This window comes from Promicromonospora sp. NPDC060204 (assembly GCF_042728455.1).
Taxonomy (GTDB): Bacteria; Actinomycetota; Actinomycetes; order Actinomycetales; family Cellulomonadaceae; genus Promicromonospora.
The window spans coordinates 1-15,693 of record NZ_JBHWZO010000145.1 but is presented as its reverse complement, the minus strand read 5'-3'; the positions used below and the strand labels follow the sequence as shown (position 1 = coordinate 15,693).

General features: G+C 74.0%; 15 protein-coding genes. 6 read left to right on the top strand and 9 right to left on the bottom strand.

Going from position 1 to position 15,693, the window contains the following annotated elements; genetic code table 11:
- Positions 1 to 221: 221 nt before the first annotated feature.
- The 6 genes from gltX to ACFWEJ_RS17980 all read right to left on the bottom strand — a co-directional run bounded on the left by gltX (position 222) and on the right by ACFWEJ_RS17980 (position 5,607).
- The gene (gltX, locus tag ACFWEJ_RS18005; protein WP_377230581.1) at positions 222 to 1,694 is read right to left on the bottom strand and encodes a glutamate--tRNA ligase; all 1,473 of its coding nucleotides are present in this window, start codon (positions 1,692 to 1,694) and stop codon (positions 222 to 224) included.
- On the bottom strand, positions 1,691 to 2,143 hold the full coding sequence (locus ACFWEJ_RS18000) for a hypothetical protein (protein WP_377230580.1): 453 nt from the start codon (positions 2,141 to 2,143) through the stop codon (positions 1,691 to 1,693). The genes gltX and ACFWEJ_RS18000 overlap by 4 nt, the downstream gene beginning before the upstream one ends.
- A 113-nt stretch (positions 2,144 to 2,256) precedes the next feature.
- Positions 2,257 to 3,300 carry a GNAT family N-acetyltransferase gene (locus tag ACFWEJ_RS17995; RefSeq protein ID WP_377230579.1) on the bottom strand — a complete coding sequence of 348 codons (1,044 nt, stop codon included), beginning with the start codon at positions 3,298 to 3,300 and terminating at the stop codon, positions 2,257 to 2,259.
- A gap of 7 nt (positions 3,301 to 3,307) precedes the next feature.
- The gene (locus ACFWEJ_RS17990; RefSeq protein WP_377230578.1) at positions 3,308 to 3,937 is read right to left on the bottom strand and encodes an NUDIX hydrolase; all 630 of its coding nucleotides are present in this window, start codon (positions 3,935 to 3,937) and stop codon (positions 3,308 to 3,310) included.
- Position 3,938: 1 nt separating this feature from the next.
- Complete coding sequence (locus ACFWEJ_RS17985) at positions 3,939 to 4,721, bottom strand: fumarylacetoacetate hydrolase family protein (RefSeq protein ID WP_036971387.1); 783 nt, start codon at positions 4,719 to 4,721, stop codon at positions 3,939 to 3,941.
- Positions 4,722 to 4,791: 70 nt separating this feature from the next.
- Entirely contained in the window at positions 4,792 to 5,607 is an 816-nt protein-coding gene (locus ACFWEJ_RS17980; RefSeq protein ID WP_377230583.1) for a class I SAM-dependent methyltransferase, read from the bottom strand.
- 392 nt (positions 5,608 to 5,999) lie between these two features.
- Between ACFWEJ_RS17980 and ACFWEJ_RS17975 the strand changes: the two genes are divergently transcribed.
- A complete protein-coding gene (locus ACFWEJ_RS17975; protein WP_377230577.1) occupies positions 6,000 to 7,274 on the top strand; it encodes a heparan-alpha-glucosaminide N-acetyltransferase domain-containing protein in 1,275 nt (424 codons plus the stop codon).
- 50 nt (positions 7,275 to 7,324) lie between these two features.
- Here ACFWEJ_RS17975 and ACFWEJ_RS17970 read toward each other — a convergent pair whose 3' ends face one another.
- Positions 7,325 to 8,209 carry a PhzF family phenazine biosynthesis protein gene (locus tag ACFWEJ_RS17970; RefSeq protein WP_377230576.1) on the bottom strand — a complete coding sequence of 295 codons (885 nt, stop codon included), beginning with the start codon at positions 8,207 to 8,209 and terminating at the stop codon, positions 7,325 to 7,327.
- Between the two features lie 51 nt (positions 8,210 to 8,260).
- The gene (locus ACFWEJ_RS17965; RefSeq protein WP_377230575.1) at positions 8,261 to 9,229 is read right to left on the bottom strand and encodes an aldo/keto reductase; all 969 of its coding nucleotides are present in this window, start codon (positions 9,227 to 9,229) and stop codon (positions 8,261 to 8,263) included.
- Positions 9,230 to 9,440: 211 nt separating this feature from the next.
- On the opposite strand from ACFWEJ_RS17965, the gene ACFWEJ_RS17960 reads away from it, so the two are divergent.
- The 4 genes from ACFWEJ_RS17960 to ACFWEJ_RS17945 all read left to right on the top strand — a co-directional run bounded on the left by ACFWEJ_RS17960 (position 9,441) and on the right by ACFWEJ_RS17945 (position 13,470).
- Positions 9,441 to 10,502, top strand: coding sequence for a 3-methyladenine DNA glycosylase (locus ACFWEJ_RS17960; protein ID WP_377230582.1), 1,062 nt, complete (start codon positions 9,441 to 9,443; stop codon positions 10,500 to 10,502).
- Positions 10,503 to 10,669: 167 nt separating this feature from the next.
- Positions 10,670 to 11,278: a lytic polysaccharide monooxygenase auxiliary activity family 9 protein gene (locus ACFWEJ_RS17955; RefSeq protein WP_377230574.1), complete on the top strand. Its 609-nt coding sequence runs from the start codon at positions 10,670 to 10,672 to the stop codon at positions 11,276 to 11,278.
- A 440-nt stretch (positions 11,279 to 11,718) separates the two neighbouring features.
- Entirely contained in the window at positions 11,719 to 12,402 is a 684-nt protein-coding gene (locus tag ACFWEJ_RS17950) for a lytic polysaccharide monooxygenase auxiliary activity family 9 protein (protein WP_377230573.1), read from the top strand.
- 204 nt (positions 12,403 to 12,606) lie between these two features.
- Entirely contained in the window at positions 12,607 to 13,470 is an 864-nt protein-coding gene (locus ACFWEJ_RS17945) for a phosphotransferase (protein ID WP_377230572.1), read from the top strand.
- Between the two features lie 74 nt (positions 13,471 to 13,544).
- On the opposite strand, the gene ACFWEJ_RS17940 is transcribed toward ACFWEJ_RS17945, so the two are convergent.
- Positions 13,545 to 14,831: a DUF418 domain-containing protein gene (locus ACFWEJ_RS17940; RefSeq protein WP_377230571.1), complete on the bottom strand. Its 1,287-nt coding sequence runs from the start codon at positions 14,829 to 14,831 to the stop codon at positions 13,545 to 13,547.
- 201 nt (positions 14,832 to 15,032) lie between these two features.
- Here ACFWEJ_RS17940 and ACFWEJ_RS17935 point away from each other — a divergent pair.
- On the top strand, positions 15,033 to 15,693 hold a 661-nt coding region (locus ACFWEJ_RS17935), incomplete at its 3' end, for a phosphotransferase (RefSeq protein WP_377230570.1).

Sequence of the window (15,693 nt, the reverse complement as noted above, 5' to 3'; positions counted from 1 at the left end):
CGCCGCAGCCCCCGGCAACGAGGACTGCGGCGTCGTCTGCGGCGTCGGCTGTGGTGCGGTCGGGCTCGGGGGCGGTGCGGGCTGATCGGTCGTGGGCGGCACGGCGTCAGGAGTCATGGCGTCGGTCACGTCTGCCACGTTAGTCCAGAACGCCCAGGTCGAGGCCCCGGACGCCGAGGCGTCCGGATGCCAAGACCTCCAGCTGCCGCGGCGTCCAGGTACTAGGACGCGACGTTCGCCGACGCCGTCTCCGCGAGGCGAGCCAGGGCGGCGTCGACCCGCGCGAGCGTGCGCTCCCGGCCCAGCAGCTCGAGCGACTCGAAGAGCGGCAGGCCGATGCGGCGTCCGGTCACGGCGACGCGGACCGGGGCCTGCGCCTTGCCCAGCTTCATGCCGTGCTTCTCGCCCGCGACCGTGACCACGTCCTTGATCGGCTCGGCCGCCCAGGCCACGTCGGCCAGGGCCACCCGCACGTCGGCGAGGAGCTCGCCGGCGCCGGCCTTCATGGCCTTGTTCCAGGAGTCCTCGTCGACGATCGGGGCGTCCAGGAACAGGAAGTCGACGTTGGCCGTGATCTCGGACAGCAGGGCCACCCGGGACTGCGCGAGCGGCGCGACGGCGTCGAACACGTCCTGGTCGAACTGCTCCGGCGTCCACGGCGCGGCCGGGGCCACCAGCCACGGCGCGCACGCCGCGGTGAAGTCCTCGACGCTCAGGGCCCGGATGTACTCGCCGTTGAACGCCGTCAGCTTCTTGACGTCGAAGAACGCGGACGACGAGTTGACGTCCTCGACGCGGAACCGGCGCACGAGCTCGTCGAACGGGAGGATCTCCTCGTCGTTGCCCGGCGCCCAGCCCAGCAGCATCAGGTAGTTGACCATCGCGTCGGGCAGGATGCCCTCCGCGAGGTAGTCCTCCAGGGCCACCTTGTCGCGGCGCTTGGAGAGCTTCTGCCGCTTCTCGTTGACGATCACCGGCATGTGCGCCCACTGCGGCGGCGTCTGCCCCAGGGCCTCCCAGAGCAGCTGCTGCTTGGGCGTGTTGGGCAGGTGCTCCTCGGCGCGCATGACGAGGGTGATGTGCTCGTCGATGTCGTCCACCACGTTGGCCAGCAGGAACACCGGCGACCCGTTGCCGCGCGCGATGACGAAGTCCTCGAGGTTCGCGTTCGGGAACGTCGGGTTGCCGCGGATCAGGTCGACGACCCGCGTCTCCCCCTCGTCGGGCGTGCGGAAGCGCAGCGCGCGGCCCTCGGCGTACTCCAGCCCACGGTCGCGGCAGAAGCCGTCGTAGCCGGTCTGCTGGTTGCCGGTGCGCGCCGTCACGGCGTCACGCGTGCAGTCGCAGTAGTACGCCTTGCCCTCGGCGAACAGGCGCTGGGCGGCGTCCTTCTGGATGCCCGCGTTCTCGGACTGGAAGTACGGGCCCTCGAAGGCCGGGTCCTCCTTGCGGATGCCCAGCGCCTCCATCGCCGACAGGATGCCGTCCACCCACTCGGGCTGGTTCCGCGAGGCGTCGGTGTCCTCGATGCGCAGCACGAAGGTGCCGCCCTGCTGCTTCGCCACGGCCCAGTTGAAGAGCGCGGAGCGGGCGCCGCCCACGTGGAACATGCCGGTCGGGGACGGCGCGAAGCGGACGCGCACGGCCGCGCCGTCGGGCGCTGGCTGGGTCGGGGTGTCGGTCACGGAAGTCACGGGCCAAGCCTAGGCGCTGCGGGGCCCGACGGCGGCGCCTGCCGGGCCGCCCGGCCCCGCCAGCCGCGGATCAGGAGCGCGACCGCGTAGCCCGGCCACACCGGGATCGACGCGAAGGCGGGGGTCAGCACGAAGAGCAGGGGCCACCCCTCGTCACCCTCCGGGAGCGACACGGCGACGGCGAAGTACGCGACCGCCAGGACGACCGTGGCCAGGACGAGGCCCACACCCAGCGACGCCCAGTCGTTGCGGACCTCCAGCCGCCGGAGCAGGGCGGCCGCGGCGACGATCGACCCGAACGCGCCCGCCGTCACCACGAGCGCACCCACGAGCCCGAACAGGACGCCGTCCCACGAGACGTCGCCGCTCGTCTGGAGGTACACGAGCACCACCGCGGTGATGCCGAACGCCACAGGGGTCAGTGCCAGGAATCGTCGCGCGGTCTCCACGGGGACCATGATGCGTGCCGGGCACCGCCGTGACCACGAATGTCGGCCGTGCGTGTCCCCGCCGCGAGTCGGGCGGTCGCGCCCGGTGCTCCCGGCGCTCTCGGCGCTCCCGGTCAGCGGGGCAGTCGCTTGACGTACCGCCGCGTCGCCACGGGTACGGGCCCCTCGGAGGTCTCCGCCCGGTAGTCCAGCGGGCCGGCGTCCGACCAGCCCGCACGCTCGTAGAACCGGCGCGCCCGCGTGTTGCCCGTCACGACGGCGAGCCAGGCCTCGGTGTGCCCTGCGGCAGCGATCCGGGCCTCGCCCGCAGACAGCAGGTCGGCCGCGATCCCGGAGCCCCGGTGGGCCGCCGCGACGAAGAGCTGCTCCACCTCCTCGCCCTTGACGGTCACGAATCCTGCGACGGCGTCCTGGTCGGGCCCGTCGTCCGCCACGCCGCCAACCGTCACCGCGCCGGCGTCCGTCGCGCCGGCGTCCGACGCCACTCCGCTGTCCGCCGCGCCACCGCCCGCCGGTGTGTCGAGGGCCACCGCCACCGTCGTCCCCGGAACCCGGGCCGCGGCGCGAGGGCCGAACGACTCCCGGGTGCGGACCGCCTCCAGCGCCGGCGGCACGAGGCCGCGGTGACCGTCGCCCCAGGCGGCGTGCCAGACGGCGGCGATCGCCGGGGCGTCCGCCGGTACGGCGTGCCGGAGCTCGACGTGCCGCACGCGCAGCGGCGAGAGGAGGAACCGGTCTTCGTCGGGGAGCACCACGGGTTCGGTGCGCCACCCCGGCCCGGCGTATACGGCGAGCGCAGCGGCGTCGCGCCAGCGGCTCACGTAGGTCAGCGTGTCCGGTGTTCCCCGATCCAGGACGTCCGGGTTCAGGACGTCAGGGATCGGCGCGTCCGGCCGCAGCGCGTCCGGCGCAGAGCCGTCCGCGGCCGGGCCGTCCGGAGCCGGGCCGTCCGCAGCCGGGCCGTCCGGAGCCGGGCCGTCCGGAGCCGGACCGTCCTGGGCCGGACCGTCCGGAGCCACGCTCCCCCGGCGGACGACGATCTCGTCGCTCACGAAGCCGTCCAGCGCCGCGAACCCGGTGGTGCCCGCCTCGATGAACGCGCGGAACTCGTCGAGCAGCCCGGGCCGGACCCGGGCCGTGGAGCGCCTGATGATCATCCTTCGATCATGCTCCACGGGTCCGGGCGCGGGCCAGCATCACCAGCTCGGTCAGCTCGGGCTCGGGCAGCTCGTCGGCCGGCCACCAGCGCAGGTCCAGGGACTCGTCCGAGACCGCCGTCTCCGCGCCGGGGGCCGCGACGGCGACGAACCGCACGTCCAGGTGGTGCACCGGCCGGTCCGGGTCGCCGGTGCCCGGCCGGCAGAACGGGACGACGTGCTCGTCGAGGTGCACCGGGACGGCGTCGAGCACGAGGCCCGCGATCCCGGACTCCTCGCGCGCCTCCCGGGCGGCGGCGTCGGCCAGCGAGGCGTCCCCGGCCTCCAGGTGCCCGCCGAGCTGGAACCAGCGCCGCGCCTTGGCGTGCAGGGTGAGGAGCACCCGCGCGCCGTCGTGCGAGAGCACCAGGGTCGACGCCGTCAGGTGGTCCGGCACGGACTCCCGGAACACCCCGTCGCCGTGCGCCTCGAGGTGCGCCACGTACCGCGCCCGGAGGCGCTCCTGGTCCGGCGTCGGCCCGGTCCAGGACCGCAGGGTCGCCAGGGCGTCGGCGTGCAGGGCGGTGCCGTGCTGAGTTCCTGGCTGAGTTCCCGGCAGCGTTCCCGGCAGCGTTCCCGGCTGAGTCTCGCTGCTCACCTCAGCGGCGCCGCAGCACCGGGTTGGCCAGGACGCCCACGCCCTCGACCTCGACCTCGACGCGGTCGCCCTGGTCGATCCGGCCCACGCCTGCGGGGGTGCCGGTGAGGATCACGTCGCCGGGCAGCAGGGTCATGGCCTCGGAGATGTACGAGACGAGGAACGGCACGTCGAACACCATGTCGCGGGTGCGGCCGTCCTGGCGCGGCTCGCCGTTGACGCGCGAGCGCACGGCGACGTCCTCCGGGTTCAGGTCGGTGTCGATCCACGGGCCGAGCGGGCACGAGGTGTCGAAGCCCTTGGCGCGGGCCCACTGCCCGTCGGTGCGCTGGGCGTCGCGCGCGGTCACGTCGTTCGCGACGGTGTACCCGAGGATGTACGACGGCGCGTTCTCCGGGGTGACGTCCTTGCAGACCTTGGAGATCACCACGGCCAGCTCGGCCTCGTAGGAGACCTCCTGCGTGAAGTCCGGCAGCACGATCGGGTCGTCCGGGCCGACCACCGCGGTGTTCGGCTTGAAGAACAGCAGCGGCGTGGTCGGGACGTCGCCGCCCATCTCCTTGGCGTGGTCGGCGTAGTTCTTGCCCACGCACACGATCTTGGAGCGCGGGATCACCGGGGCGAGCAGCCGGACGCCGTCGCCCAGCTCGATGCGCTCGCCGGTCGGCATGGCCGGCATGTAGAGGGGGTCGCCGCCCAGCACGGCGAGGAAGGTCTTGTCGCCCTCCTGCTGCACGAGGGCGAAGCGGGGGTCGTCTCCGGTGGTAAATCTCGCGATACGCACGGGCTCAGCGTAAGCCGCGCCGCGGCCCCCGAGCTTCCAGCGGCTGCCCGGGGGTTCCGCCTCGTCCGGCTCAGGCGCGCGCCAGGACCTCGCCGTTGAGCACCGCGAACCAACCGTCCGGGGCCGCGGCCCACTCGCGCCAGCCCTGGGCGAGCTGCTCGAGGGCCACGTCGTCCGCGAGCGCCGAGTCCTTGGCCTGCACGGCGAAGTTGGACTCGGTGCAGCGCTCGGCCCACAGCCCGCCCCACCAGGTGCGGTCGTCGGGGGTGGCGTAGCACCAGACGCTCGCTCCGGGCTCGATCGTGGCGGGGTCGAAGCCGGCGTCGCGCACCCAGGAGGCGAGGCGGCGCCCGGCGTCGGGCTCGAAGCCGTAGGTGTGCGTGACCTCGTGGTACAGCATGTTCCACTCGGTGAGCTCCGCGGACTCCGGGTACCAGGTCATGGCCTCGTAGTCGGCGTCGCGCACCGCGACGAACCCGCCCGGCTTGGCCACGCGCTTCATCTCGCGCAGGGCAGCGACCGGGTCGGAGAGGTGCTGCAGGAGCTGGTGGGCGAAGACGACGTCGAACGAGTCGTCCTCGAAGGGCAGCTCGTAGGCGTTGGCGTGCTCGAAGGTGATGTTCTTGGTGCCGTGCGCGTCGGCCAGGCCGCGGGCGGACTCCAGCACGTCGTCGGAGGCGTCGACGCCCACGACGCTGCCCTGCGTGAGCCGCTCGGCGAAGTCGACGGTGACGGTGCCCGGGCCGCAGCCGACGTCGAGCAGCGTCATGTCGGAGAGCAGGTGCGGCAGCAGGAACGCGGCGGAGTTGGCCGCCGTCCGGCGCCGGTGCGAGCGCAGCACGGACTCGTGGTGCCCGTGCGTGTAGGACTCGGACTCCTTGCTCAGGTCCGTGCCCGCGCCCGGGTTGTCGGGGCTTTCGGGACCGTCGGGGCTCTCCGCGCCGCGGGTCAGGCTCGTGAGGCTGCTGGGGGCGTCGACCGCGTCGATGGGGTCGGTGCCCGCGGGCGTCGTCCGGTCACGGGCGGGGCCGCCGCCGCCCTCGTTCGCGGGATCGCTGAACCTGCCGCCGAACCGGTTGCCGAGCTCGTGGCTGGGCGTGGGGACGGACGGGTCGATGCGGGCCGAGTCGTGCTCGTTGGCGCTGCCGGTCATGGCCGCACTGTATGTGCGCCGTGCCACGCTGCACATCCGCGTTCTCATCCTTCGGGACGGTTGTCCAGCCGATCACCCGGCGTGGCCCGCGCGCGCCGCTCTGCGCGACGCGCAAGGATGCGCGCATGTCCACGCTCGCCCAGCCGTCCGCCCCCGTGCGGAACACCCTCCGCGACAACCTGCTCGGCGGCCCGGGCCGCGTGCTCGGCGCCGACATCGCGCGGGGTGTCGCGGTGCTCGGCATGTTCACGGCGCACGTGGGCGTCACCTCGGACGACCTCGGCACGTTCGAGGGCTGGCTGAGCCTCGCGCACGGGCGGTCGTCGATCCTGTTCGCGACGGTCGCCGGCCTGTCCCTGGCCCTGGTCACGGGCGGCTCGACGCCATTCACCGGCGAGCGGATGCGCACGGCGCGCGCCCGGATCCTCGTGCGCGTGGTGCTGCTCCTGGCCCTGGTCGCGGTGCTCGACCTGTTCGGCACGCGCGTGCTGCTCATCCTGGGCTTCTACGCCGCCTACTTCGTGCTGGCGCTGCCGTTCCTGCGCGTGCCGCCAGGCCGGCTGGCGGCGATCGCGGTGCTGGTCGCCGTGGTCGGGCCGGTCCTCGTCTACTACGGCCCCGAGGCGCTGGCCCGCGCCGGGCTGCGAGCGCCGCACGACGGTTCCGGCGCGGCCACCGACTTCCTCCTCACGGGGCACTACCCCGCGCTGGTCTGGATGGCGTACGTGCTCGCCGGGCTCGCGCTGGGCCGCTGCGACCTGCGGTCGCCCACGGTGCACCTGGGCCTGGTGGCGGGCGGGTTCGGGGTCGCCGCGCTGACGGCGGTCGCCTCCGCGGTCCTGGTGGCCGACGCCGGGGGCCTGGCCGCCATCGAGGGGCAGCTCGCCGTGACGTCGTCGGACAGCGTGGTGCCGCCGCCCGCCTGGTCGGACCCCTGGCCACCGGTGTCCGGGCTGTACCTGGAGGGGCCGCACGACGACACGATGTTCGAGGCGCTGGGCTCCGGCGGGTTCGCGCTCGGTGTGCTCGGGCTGTGCCTGCTGCTCGGCGGGGTGGCGCGGGACGGCTGGTCGGCGGCGGACGGAGGGGCAGCCGGTGCTGTGGCGCGGGACGGTGCGCAGCCCGGCGGCGTCCTGCGGGCCGCGCGTGTCATCGTGCTGGCGCTCGTGACGCCGCTGGCCGCCGTCGGCGCGCTGGCCCTGACCGTCTACTCCCTGCAGATCGTCGCCATCTGGTGGTGGACCCGCACCTACTGGGACCTCCTCGACCCGGCGACCAACGCGCCGCTGGGCTGGATGGTGCTCGTCACCCTCGTCGTGGCGACGCTGTGGCGGGCACTGCTGGGCCGGGGCCCGCTGGAGCGCCTGTTCGGCTGGGTCGCCAGACGGGCGTTCCCGTAGCACGCGGTCCGGACGGCCGGTCCGGGCAGCAAGTCCGGGCGGCCCGTCGGCTAGAGCGTCACCTCGCCGACGATGGTCGTGAACGTGTCGCCGCCCACCCACACCTCGCCGTCGGGCAGCTTCTGGACGTGGACGCGACCGGCGCGCCCCAGCGCCGTCCCCTGCGACGCGACGTACGACGACGGCAGCACGTCGCCGGCGAGCCACTGCCCCAGGCCGGCGTTGAGGCTGCCCGTCACCGGGTCCTCCCCCACGCCGATGGACGGGACGAACGCGCGCACCTCGACGGCGGGCGCGTCGGCGCCGCCGCTGGTCCCGTTCCCGGCCGGGTGGCCGCTCGGGTACTCGCCGACCACGCCCAGCTTGAGGTCGCCCATCGCCACGAGATCCGGCTCCAGGCCGAGCACCGTGTCGGCGTCGCGGAGCTGGACCGCGACCCAGCCCGGACCGTTGTCGACCCAGGCCGAGCGGACGACGTCGGACACCTCCAGGCGCAGCGAGCGCGCGATCTGCGCGACGTCGGCGTCGTCGACGTCGCCCGACCGGCTCAGGGGCGGACCGGCGAAGGCGAGGCGCCCGGCGCCCGTGTCCTCGCGCCGCACCCGGACCAGTCCTACGCCGCACTCCTGGACCACGTCCTGCCCGCGGGGCACGCCGCCCGCCTCCAGCCAGGCGTGCGCGGTGCCGAGCGTCGGGTGCCCGGCGAACGGCAGCTCGCCGCCCGGCGTCCAGATCCGCACGCGGTAGTCGGCGCCGGCGGTCTGCCCGGCCTCGGTCGAGTCGAGCAGGAACGTGGTCTCCGAGAGGTTGGTCCAGCGGGCGAAGGCGGCCAGCTGCTCGTCGGTGAGGCCGTCGGCCCCGTGCACGACAGCGACGGGGTTGCCGCCCGTCGGGGTGGCGGAGAAGACGTTGACCTGGCGGAACGGATGACTCATGGCACCACGCTACCCAGCCGGGGCCGCCGGGCGAGCCACGTCTCAGGCACGTCAGACGGGGAAGATCTGGTCCAGCTCGGCGAGGTCGTCGGCCGTCGGGGTCCATGTCCAGGCCTGGGCGTTGCCACGCACCTGCTCGGGCCGGGTGGCGCCCGCGATCACCGACGACACCTCGGGCCGGGACAGCAGCCACGAGAAGGCGACGACGGTCTCCGTCACGTCCCGCTCCCGGCAGAACGCCGCGAACCGGTCCAGGGCCGCCCACGGCGCGGTCTCCAGGAGCTGGGGCTTGGTCGTGACCAGGCGTGAGCCGTCGGGCCGGGCGCCGCCCGCGTACTTGCCCGTGAGCAGGCCGTTCTCGAGCGGGTGGTAGGGCAGGACGCCGATCCCGTACTCCTTCGCCGCGGGCAGGACCTCACGCTCCAGTCCGCGGGCCAGCAGGGAGTACTTGTTCTGCGCGGAGACGAAGCGGGTGCTCCCGCCGCCCAGCGCGCGGGCCACGTGCTCGGCGTCGGCCACCTGCCAGCCGCGGAAGTTCGAGTGGCCCACGTAGCGGACCTTGCCCGAGCGCACCAGGTCGTCCAGCGCGGCGAGCGTCTCGTCGACCGGGGTCGCCGGGTCGGGCGCGTGCAGCTGGTAGAGATCGATCCAGTCCGTGCCGAGCCGGCGCAGCGACGCCTCGGCCGCCCGCACGATGTACCGGCGCGACCCGCGCGCCCCGAAGTCCTGACCGTTCGCGCCGTGCACGTCGAGCCCGAACTTCGTGGCGATCAGCACGTCGTCGCGGCGCCCCTTGAGCGCGGCGCCGAGGAGTTCCTCGGACAGGCCGGGCCGGCCGCCGTAGGCGTCCGCGGTGTCGAAGAAGGTCACGCCCGTGTCGACCGCGGCGTCGACCAGGGCCGTGGCCCCCTCCGCGGTCTCGGTGACGGTGCCGGGGCGGCCGAGGTTGTTGCACCCCAGGCCGACGACGGGAACGGACAGGCCGGAGCGCCCGAGGCGGCGCAGAGGGAGGTCGGACATGGTCGCACCCTATGCGCCGGGCGGTGCACGACCGGTGCTGGGCCGTGCCGGGCCGGGGCGGTGCTGGGCCGGTGCCGCGACGTCCGGGCCTCCGGTCGTTCCGGGCCGGCCCGGGTGGGTGTCACCGCGGCCGTACCCTGGAGCGGTGACGACAGCCCTCGGCGAGCCGACCGCGCCCGGTGCGCGCGGCGCCGTCGTACCCCAGGCCGGGGTGGACGGGGCACTGCCTCCCGAGGAGTGGCTGCCGCTCGCCGCCGCCCACGCCGAGCGCGCCGACGCGCTCACCGCGGTCTGGCGCGCCGCCCGCGCGGCCGGGCGCAAGCACGCGATCGAGGACTTCCTGTTCACGTACTACCCCACGCGCATCGCGCACCTGCGGCGCTGGCACCCGGGAGCGGGCGTCGCCCTTGCGCTGCCCGACGGCGGGGCTCTCACGTCGCCTGACGGGGGTGGCGCGGCTGACCCGACGGCGTCCGGGAACCCGGAAGGCGCCGGGCGCCCGGCAACCGGAACCGACGCGCCCGACCCGGAGGACCGCACCGCGTGGCGGTGGCACCGGACGGACCGGGCGGACGGCGCGGCCCCGAACAGCGAGCCGCGGGACTCCGTGACGCTCGACCGCGAGGCATTCCTCGCCGACCGCGGCGACACCGTGCGGTACGTCCGCGAGCTGCTGACGGCGACGGCGGCGCGGCCGGGCACGTTCGGCTGCTTCGGGCTGCACGAGTGGGCCATGGTCTACCGCGACCGCGAGGCGGGCCGCGACCAGCGGCACCCGCTGCCGCTCCGGCTCGGGCACGAGGGCACCGACGCCGTGGTCGAGGCCAACCCCGTGCGCTGCTCGCACTTCGACGCGTTCCGGTTCTTCACGCCGGAGGCGACGTCGCGCAACCAGCTCCGGCCGACGCGCGCCGCCCAGGTCGGCATGGAGCAGCCGGGCTGCCTGCACGCCAACATGGACCTCTACAAGTGGTGCCTCAAGCTCGGCCCGGCAGTGCCCGGCGACCTGCTGCTCGACGCGTTCGAGCTGGCCCGCGACATCCGCTGGACCGACATGGCGGCCTCCCCGTACGACGTCTCGGAGTACGGCGTCGGAGCCGTCCCGATCGAGACGCCCGACGGCAAGGCCGAGTACGTGCGGCGGCAGCGCGACTTCGCGCGCCGGTCCGGCACGCTCCGGCAGCGGCTGCTCCGGGCCTGCGACGCGGTGCTCGGCACGGGCGTCGCCACGGGGGTCGACGCGGCGCTCAGCCCGATGCTCGACACGCCGTAACCGGCGTCGATCCGGGCTTTTCGGGCCCGCGCGCGTACGTGTTTGCCCTACTTGTCGGCGGGCCCTCCCCCTTTCTAGCGTCATGCCTGTCGCACCCCAGCACTCAGGAGCACCCCAGGCAACTCCCAACTTCGCAGTTCCCACCGACAGAACACGAGGTGAGCCCCATGAGAGTCACCGCACCGCAGACACCCGTCGTCAGAGTCCTGCTCGGCGTCCTCGCCGTCCTGGCCCTGGCCCTGACGGCGCTGGTCGCCACACCGAACGCCCTGACCCCCCGGGCCGAGGCCCACGGCTGGGTCGTCTCGCCGCCGAGCCGGCAGGACCACTGCGCCAAGCGGACCGTGAGCTGGTCCTGCAACGGCGTCGAATGGGAGCCGCAGAGCGTGGAGGCGCCGAAGGGGTCGAAGCTCTGTTCGGGCGGCAGCCGCTTCACCACGCTGGACAACAGCTCCCTGGCCTGGCCCCGCACCGGCATCAGCAGCACACACACCTTCCGGTGGACCCTGACGGCCTTCCACCGGACGGCGAGCTGGGAGTACTTCGTGGACGGCCAGCTCTTCAAGACGGTGAACGACAACGGGGCCACACCGCCCGCGACCGTCACGCACACCCTCACGGGCCTGCCGAGCGGCAACCACACGATCCTCGCCCGCTGGAACGTGTACGACACCGCCATGGCGTTCTACGCGTGCATGGACGTCAACATCGGGGGTGGCAGCCCGAGCGCCGGCCAGACGGCGGTCGACGGGCGCCTGCTGGCCGCCCAGATCTGACCGCTGGCCAGGAACGGCCGCTAGAATCGACGGCCGGAAACCACTGCTCGAAACGACGGCTGGAACGGCCGGTCTCCCCACGTCGGGAGGCCGGCCGTTCGCCGGTTCACGACCGCCGACCGACCGACTGACTCACCCCACGCACTCCGCCGAGTCAGTCGGCTGGTCGGACCAACCCGCTGACTCGGCGAGCGCGGTGCGGCGAGTCAGGTGGCCGGTCGTGATCTCGTGCGGAACGCCCCGTTGAGGCACCGTCTTTACCCAGCTGCGGCGAAAATACGGGGAACCGCGTACGAATTCACCCTCATTGTCAGCAAAGCTTCCATTTCCTAAGTTCGATGCCTATCCAGGAAATTTCACCCGCTCGACCCGGACGCGGCCCGACTACCCCACGGCGCCGCCCGGGCCGGGAATCCGCTCGTACGACGGAAGGCATCACCGTGAACCGTGCACGAACCGCCAGCCCGCAGACCCGACTCCTGCTCTCCGCGCTCGCCGCCCTGGCACTCGCGGCGGCTTTCCTCACCGCCGCCTCGGGCGCACTGCTGCCGCAGGCGCAGGCCCACGGCTGGATCACCAGCCCGCCGAGCCGCGCGGACCACTGCGCCTCAGGCACCGTGAGCTTCGACTGCGGCGGCCTCCAGTACGAGCCGCAGAGCGTCGAGGCGCCGAAGGGCTCCACCCAGTGCTCGGGCGGCAGCGGCTTCACCGTGGTCGACGACGACTCGCTGCCCTGGCCGCGCACCACCATCGGCGGCGACACCACGTTCCGCTGGCAGATCACGGCCCGGCACTCCACGTCCACCTGGGAGTACTTCGTGGACGGCCAGCTCTTCAAGACCGTGGACGACGGCGGCGCCCAGCCCGGCGCGACCGTCGAGCACACGCTGAGCGGCCTGCCGGCCGGCGACCACACCATCCTGGCCCGCTGGAACATCGCGGACACCGTGAACGCGTTCTACCAGTGCGTCGACGTCACCGTGACCGGCGCCGCGGCGGCCGACGCCGCTGCCGACGCCGGTGCGACCGACTCCGGTGCCGCCGACGTCAGCGCGGCCGGCACCAGCGTGGGCGCGCAGGTACCGGCCGCCCTGGGCACGCGCGGGGCGCTGACCGCCGTCTGACACTCACGGACCACCCGGGGCCGGGTGCCCGACGCCGATCAGTGCGCCGGGCAACCGGCCCCGTCGTGTCACCCAGCACCCCGAGTCACCCCGTACGCCATGTCACCCAGCACGCCATGTCACCCAGCACCCCGTGTCACCCAGTACCCCGCGGCATCACAAACCGGGCGCCATTTTTCACCCGCTCTATGGGAGGATGGTGCTGTGTCGAGCACAGTGGTCGGCATCAGTCCGACACCCGTCGAGGTACCGCCCGTCATGCACGACCTGGCCGGACGACTGCGGCCGGCCGTGACGGTCGTTCCCGTGTGGCGCAACGAGTACGGCGGTTTCACCGCCCGGCTCGAGGACCGGCGGGCACCCGGCCCGGCGTCGGACACCGCGGGGCGGAGCGCGTACCTCAAGTGGGTCCCCCGTTCCTCTGCCTGCCCCGACCCGTTCGCCGAGGCGGATCGGCTGACCTGGGCCGGATCGTTCACGGGGGTGCCCCGCGTACTCGCCGTGGGACGCGACCCGCGCGGGTCCTGGCTGCTGACCGAGACCGTCGAGGTGAACGGCGCGCTCGCGACGTCCGCCGTCGAACCCCGCTGGCGCGCCCTCGCGAAACGTTCGGCGATCGCGGTCGGCCTGGGCCTGCGGCGGTTCCACGACGCGCTCCCCACCGACACCTGCCCGTTCGTCCGCACGGCCCAGCTGCGCGTCGCCGCCCTCCCGACCGGCACGGCGGCCCGTGCGTCGATCACGACGACGCTGGGTGACCCACCGCCCGTGGACCGGCTCGTCGTGTGCCACGGCGACGCGACCGTACCGAACACGCTGCTCGACCGCGCCGGCCGGTTCGCGGCCCACGTCGACATCGGCGACCTGGGCGTGGCCGACCGCTGGTCCGACATCGCGGTCACCACGCGGAGCGTCACCCGCCGCTACGGCCCCGGGCTGGAGCCGCTGGTCCTGGCCGCCTACGGCGTGGCGCCCGACCCCGAACGCACCCGCTACTACCGGGCCCTCTGGGACGCCGAGGAAGCGCTCCGGGTGCGGCGCGTCGGGCAGCAGGCCGGCCCGCGCTGACCCGACCCGCGCTGACCCGACCGGCGAGATCACGACCGGCCAGATCACGACCTGCGACGTCCCGACCTGCGACGTCACCTGCGGCCCGCGTCGTAGACGCGGTGCATCACCAGCTCGATCGGGCCGCGCGGCCACCTGCGCAGCCACAGGGGCGCCGCCACCATCAGCGTCAGCGAGATCGCGGCCCAGATCAGGACGACCTGCCACGGGTCGCCTCCGGCGAGGCCGAGACCCCAGTCGAAGCAGATCACCGAGGCGAGCACGTTCTGCAGCACGTAGCAGGACAGCGCCGTCCGCCCGACCGCCTCGACGCCGCGTCGCAGCAGGCCCGGTGAGGCTCCCGGCCGCAGACGGGCGACGAGCGTGGTGCCCAGCGCGAGGATCCCGAGCGCCACCAGCGGCGGGACCAGGTAGCGGTCCACGAGGACCCAGTCCGGCCCGGCCCACGTCGTCAGCGCGTTCAGCGGGACCCCGGCCCCCAGCCCGACCCACGCGAGCCGACGACGCAGCCGCGCCCCCTCCGCCGTCGTCGAGAACATCCCCGCGCGGACGAGCCGCGAACCCACGAGGAACAGCACGATGGCCGACGGCACGATGAGGAGCAGCTCGATCCGGAACACGTCCATGTGCGTGAGCCGCACCACCACCTGGTCCAGCCAGCTCGCGGTCGACAGGCTCGCGGCGCCGTCGCCCGCAGCGGCCATCGTGCCCTGCCCGCCCTGCCCGCCCTGCCCGCTCTGCTGGGCCTGCTGCCCCTGCTGGCCCTGTCCGCTCTGCTGCCCGCCGCCCGCGTCCGAGGTGCTGACCAGGAGCGCGGTGAGCGCCACGACCGCCGCGACGTAGACGCCGGCCACCACGCCGCCCCAGACACGCACCACGCGGTCGCTGCGCCCGACCAGGTAGGCGGCGACCAGCGACGCGATCGCGTACCCCATGAGCACGTCGAACTCGAAGACCAGCACGTAGTGCAGCAGCCCCTCGACGAACAGGATCGCGGCCCGGAGCACGTACCGGCCGGGCCACGGCACACCGCGCCGCACGGTGGAGCGGTACTGCAGCTCGAGCCCCACCCCGAAGAGCAGGGTGAGCAGCGCGAGGAACTTCCCGTTGGACAGCGCCTGCAGCACGGTCCGCACCGGGTCGTCGGTGGCGAAGCCGTCCGAGAACCACGCCGCCGGTCCACCCGGCGTGCTGAACAGCCAGATGTTGCTGGCGAGGGTGCCGAGGATCGCGATCCCGCGCAGCACGTCGAGCGCGAGGATCCGGCCGCTCGCCCCCGTGGGAACGGCGGCAGACGACGGGGTCCGCGACGCGACGGACGGGGTTGGTGTGGCCGTGCTCGACGGCTGGTGGGCGGGCATGCCCCGAGCCTGTCGCGGCCCGGGCACGACGGCGTCGGCCATCCGGCCGATCTCCGCACGGCGGTGTACATCGTTCGGAGGAGGCGCGTTCGGAGCAGGCATGTTCGGAGGAGGCACGTTCGGAGGAGGCACGGCGCCCGTCGGCGTCCGGCGCCAGAATTCACCTCGTGATCACCAGGCCCGGTCTGCCACCCTGGGCCCATGACGATCCCCGCCGAAGCGGCCTCGGTGCCCGACGTCGTGCGCGAGCTGGCCGGTGACGGAGACGTCACGCCGGCCTGGCGCAACGAGCTGGGCGGCCTGACCTTCCGGATCGAGCCGCCGACACACCCCACGGCACATCCCGCGGCACATCCCGCGACGCAGCTCGTGACGGGCCCGACGGCGTCATCCGCGTACTACGTCAAGTGGATGCCCTTCTCGGACCGGGCCACGACGGAACGGGTCGACCTGACGAACGAGGCCGCGCGGATGCGCTGGGCCGAGACCTGGACGCCGGTGCCGCACGTCCTCGACGTCGGCTCCGACGACGAGGCGCAGTGGCTGGTCACGGCCGCGATGCCCGCACGCTCCGCCGTCGACCCGCGCTGGCTGGCCGAGCCGGAGACCGCAGCCCGGGCCATCGGGACCGGGCTCCGCGCGCTGCACGACGTGCTGCCCGTCGACGCGTGCCCGTGGACCTGGAGCATCGAGGGCCGGATGGCGATCGCCGAGGACCGGGCGGCCCGGGGCCACGCCGCCGACGGGTGGTCGCCCGAGGCTCGGGGGCCCCCGCAGGACGCCCCCCCGCCCCCCCCGGGCCGCGGAGGCCCCCCGGAAGCCCGCGCAACCCAACCCCCACACGCCCCCCCCCGCACCGGGG

Coding starts and splice junctions, on each gene's coding strand:
- ACFWEJ_RS17965 (WP_377230575.1), bottom strand. CDS start 9,229: ATGTCCGACCTCCCTCTGCGCCGCCTCGGGCGCTCCGGCCTGTCCGTT.
- ACFWEJ_RS17970 (WP_377230576.1), bottom strand. CDS start 8,209: ATGAGTCATCCGTTCCGCCAGGTCAACGTCTTCTCCGCCACCCCGACG.
- ACFWEJ_RS17940 (WP_377230571.1), bottom strand. CDS start 14,831: ATGCCCGCCCACCAGCCGTCGAGCACGGCCACACCAACCCCGTCCGTC.
- ACFWEJ_RS17975 (WP_377230577.1), top strand. CDS start 6,000: ATGTCCACGCTCGCCCAGCCGTCCGCCCCCGTGCGGAACACCCTCCGC.
- ACFWEJ_RS17955 (WP_377230574.1), top strand. CDS start 10,670: ATGAGAGTCACCGCACCGCAGACACCCGTCGTCAGAGTCCTGCTCGGC.
- ACFWEJ_RS17995 (WP_377230579.1), bottom strand. CDS start 3,300: ATGATCATCAGGCGCTCCACGGCCCGGGTCCGGCCCGGGCTGCTCGAC.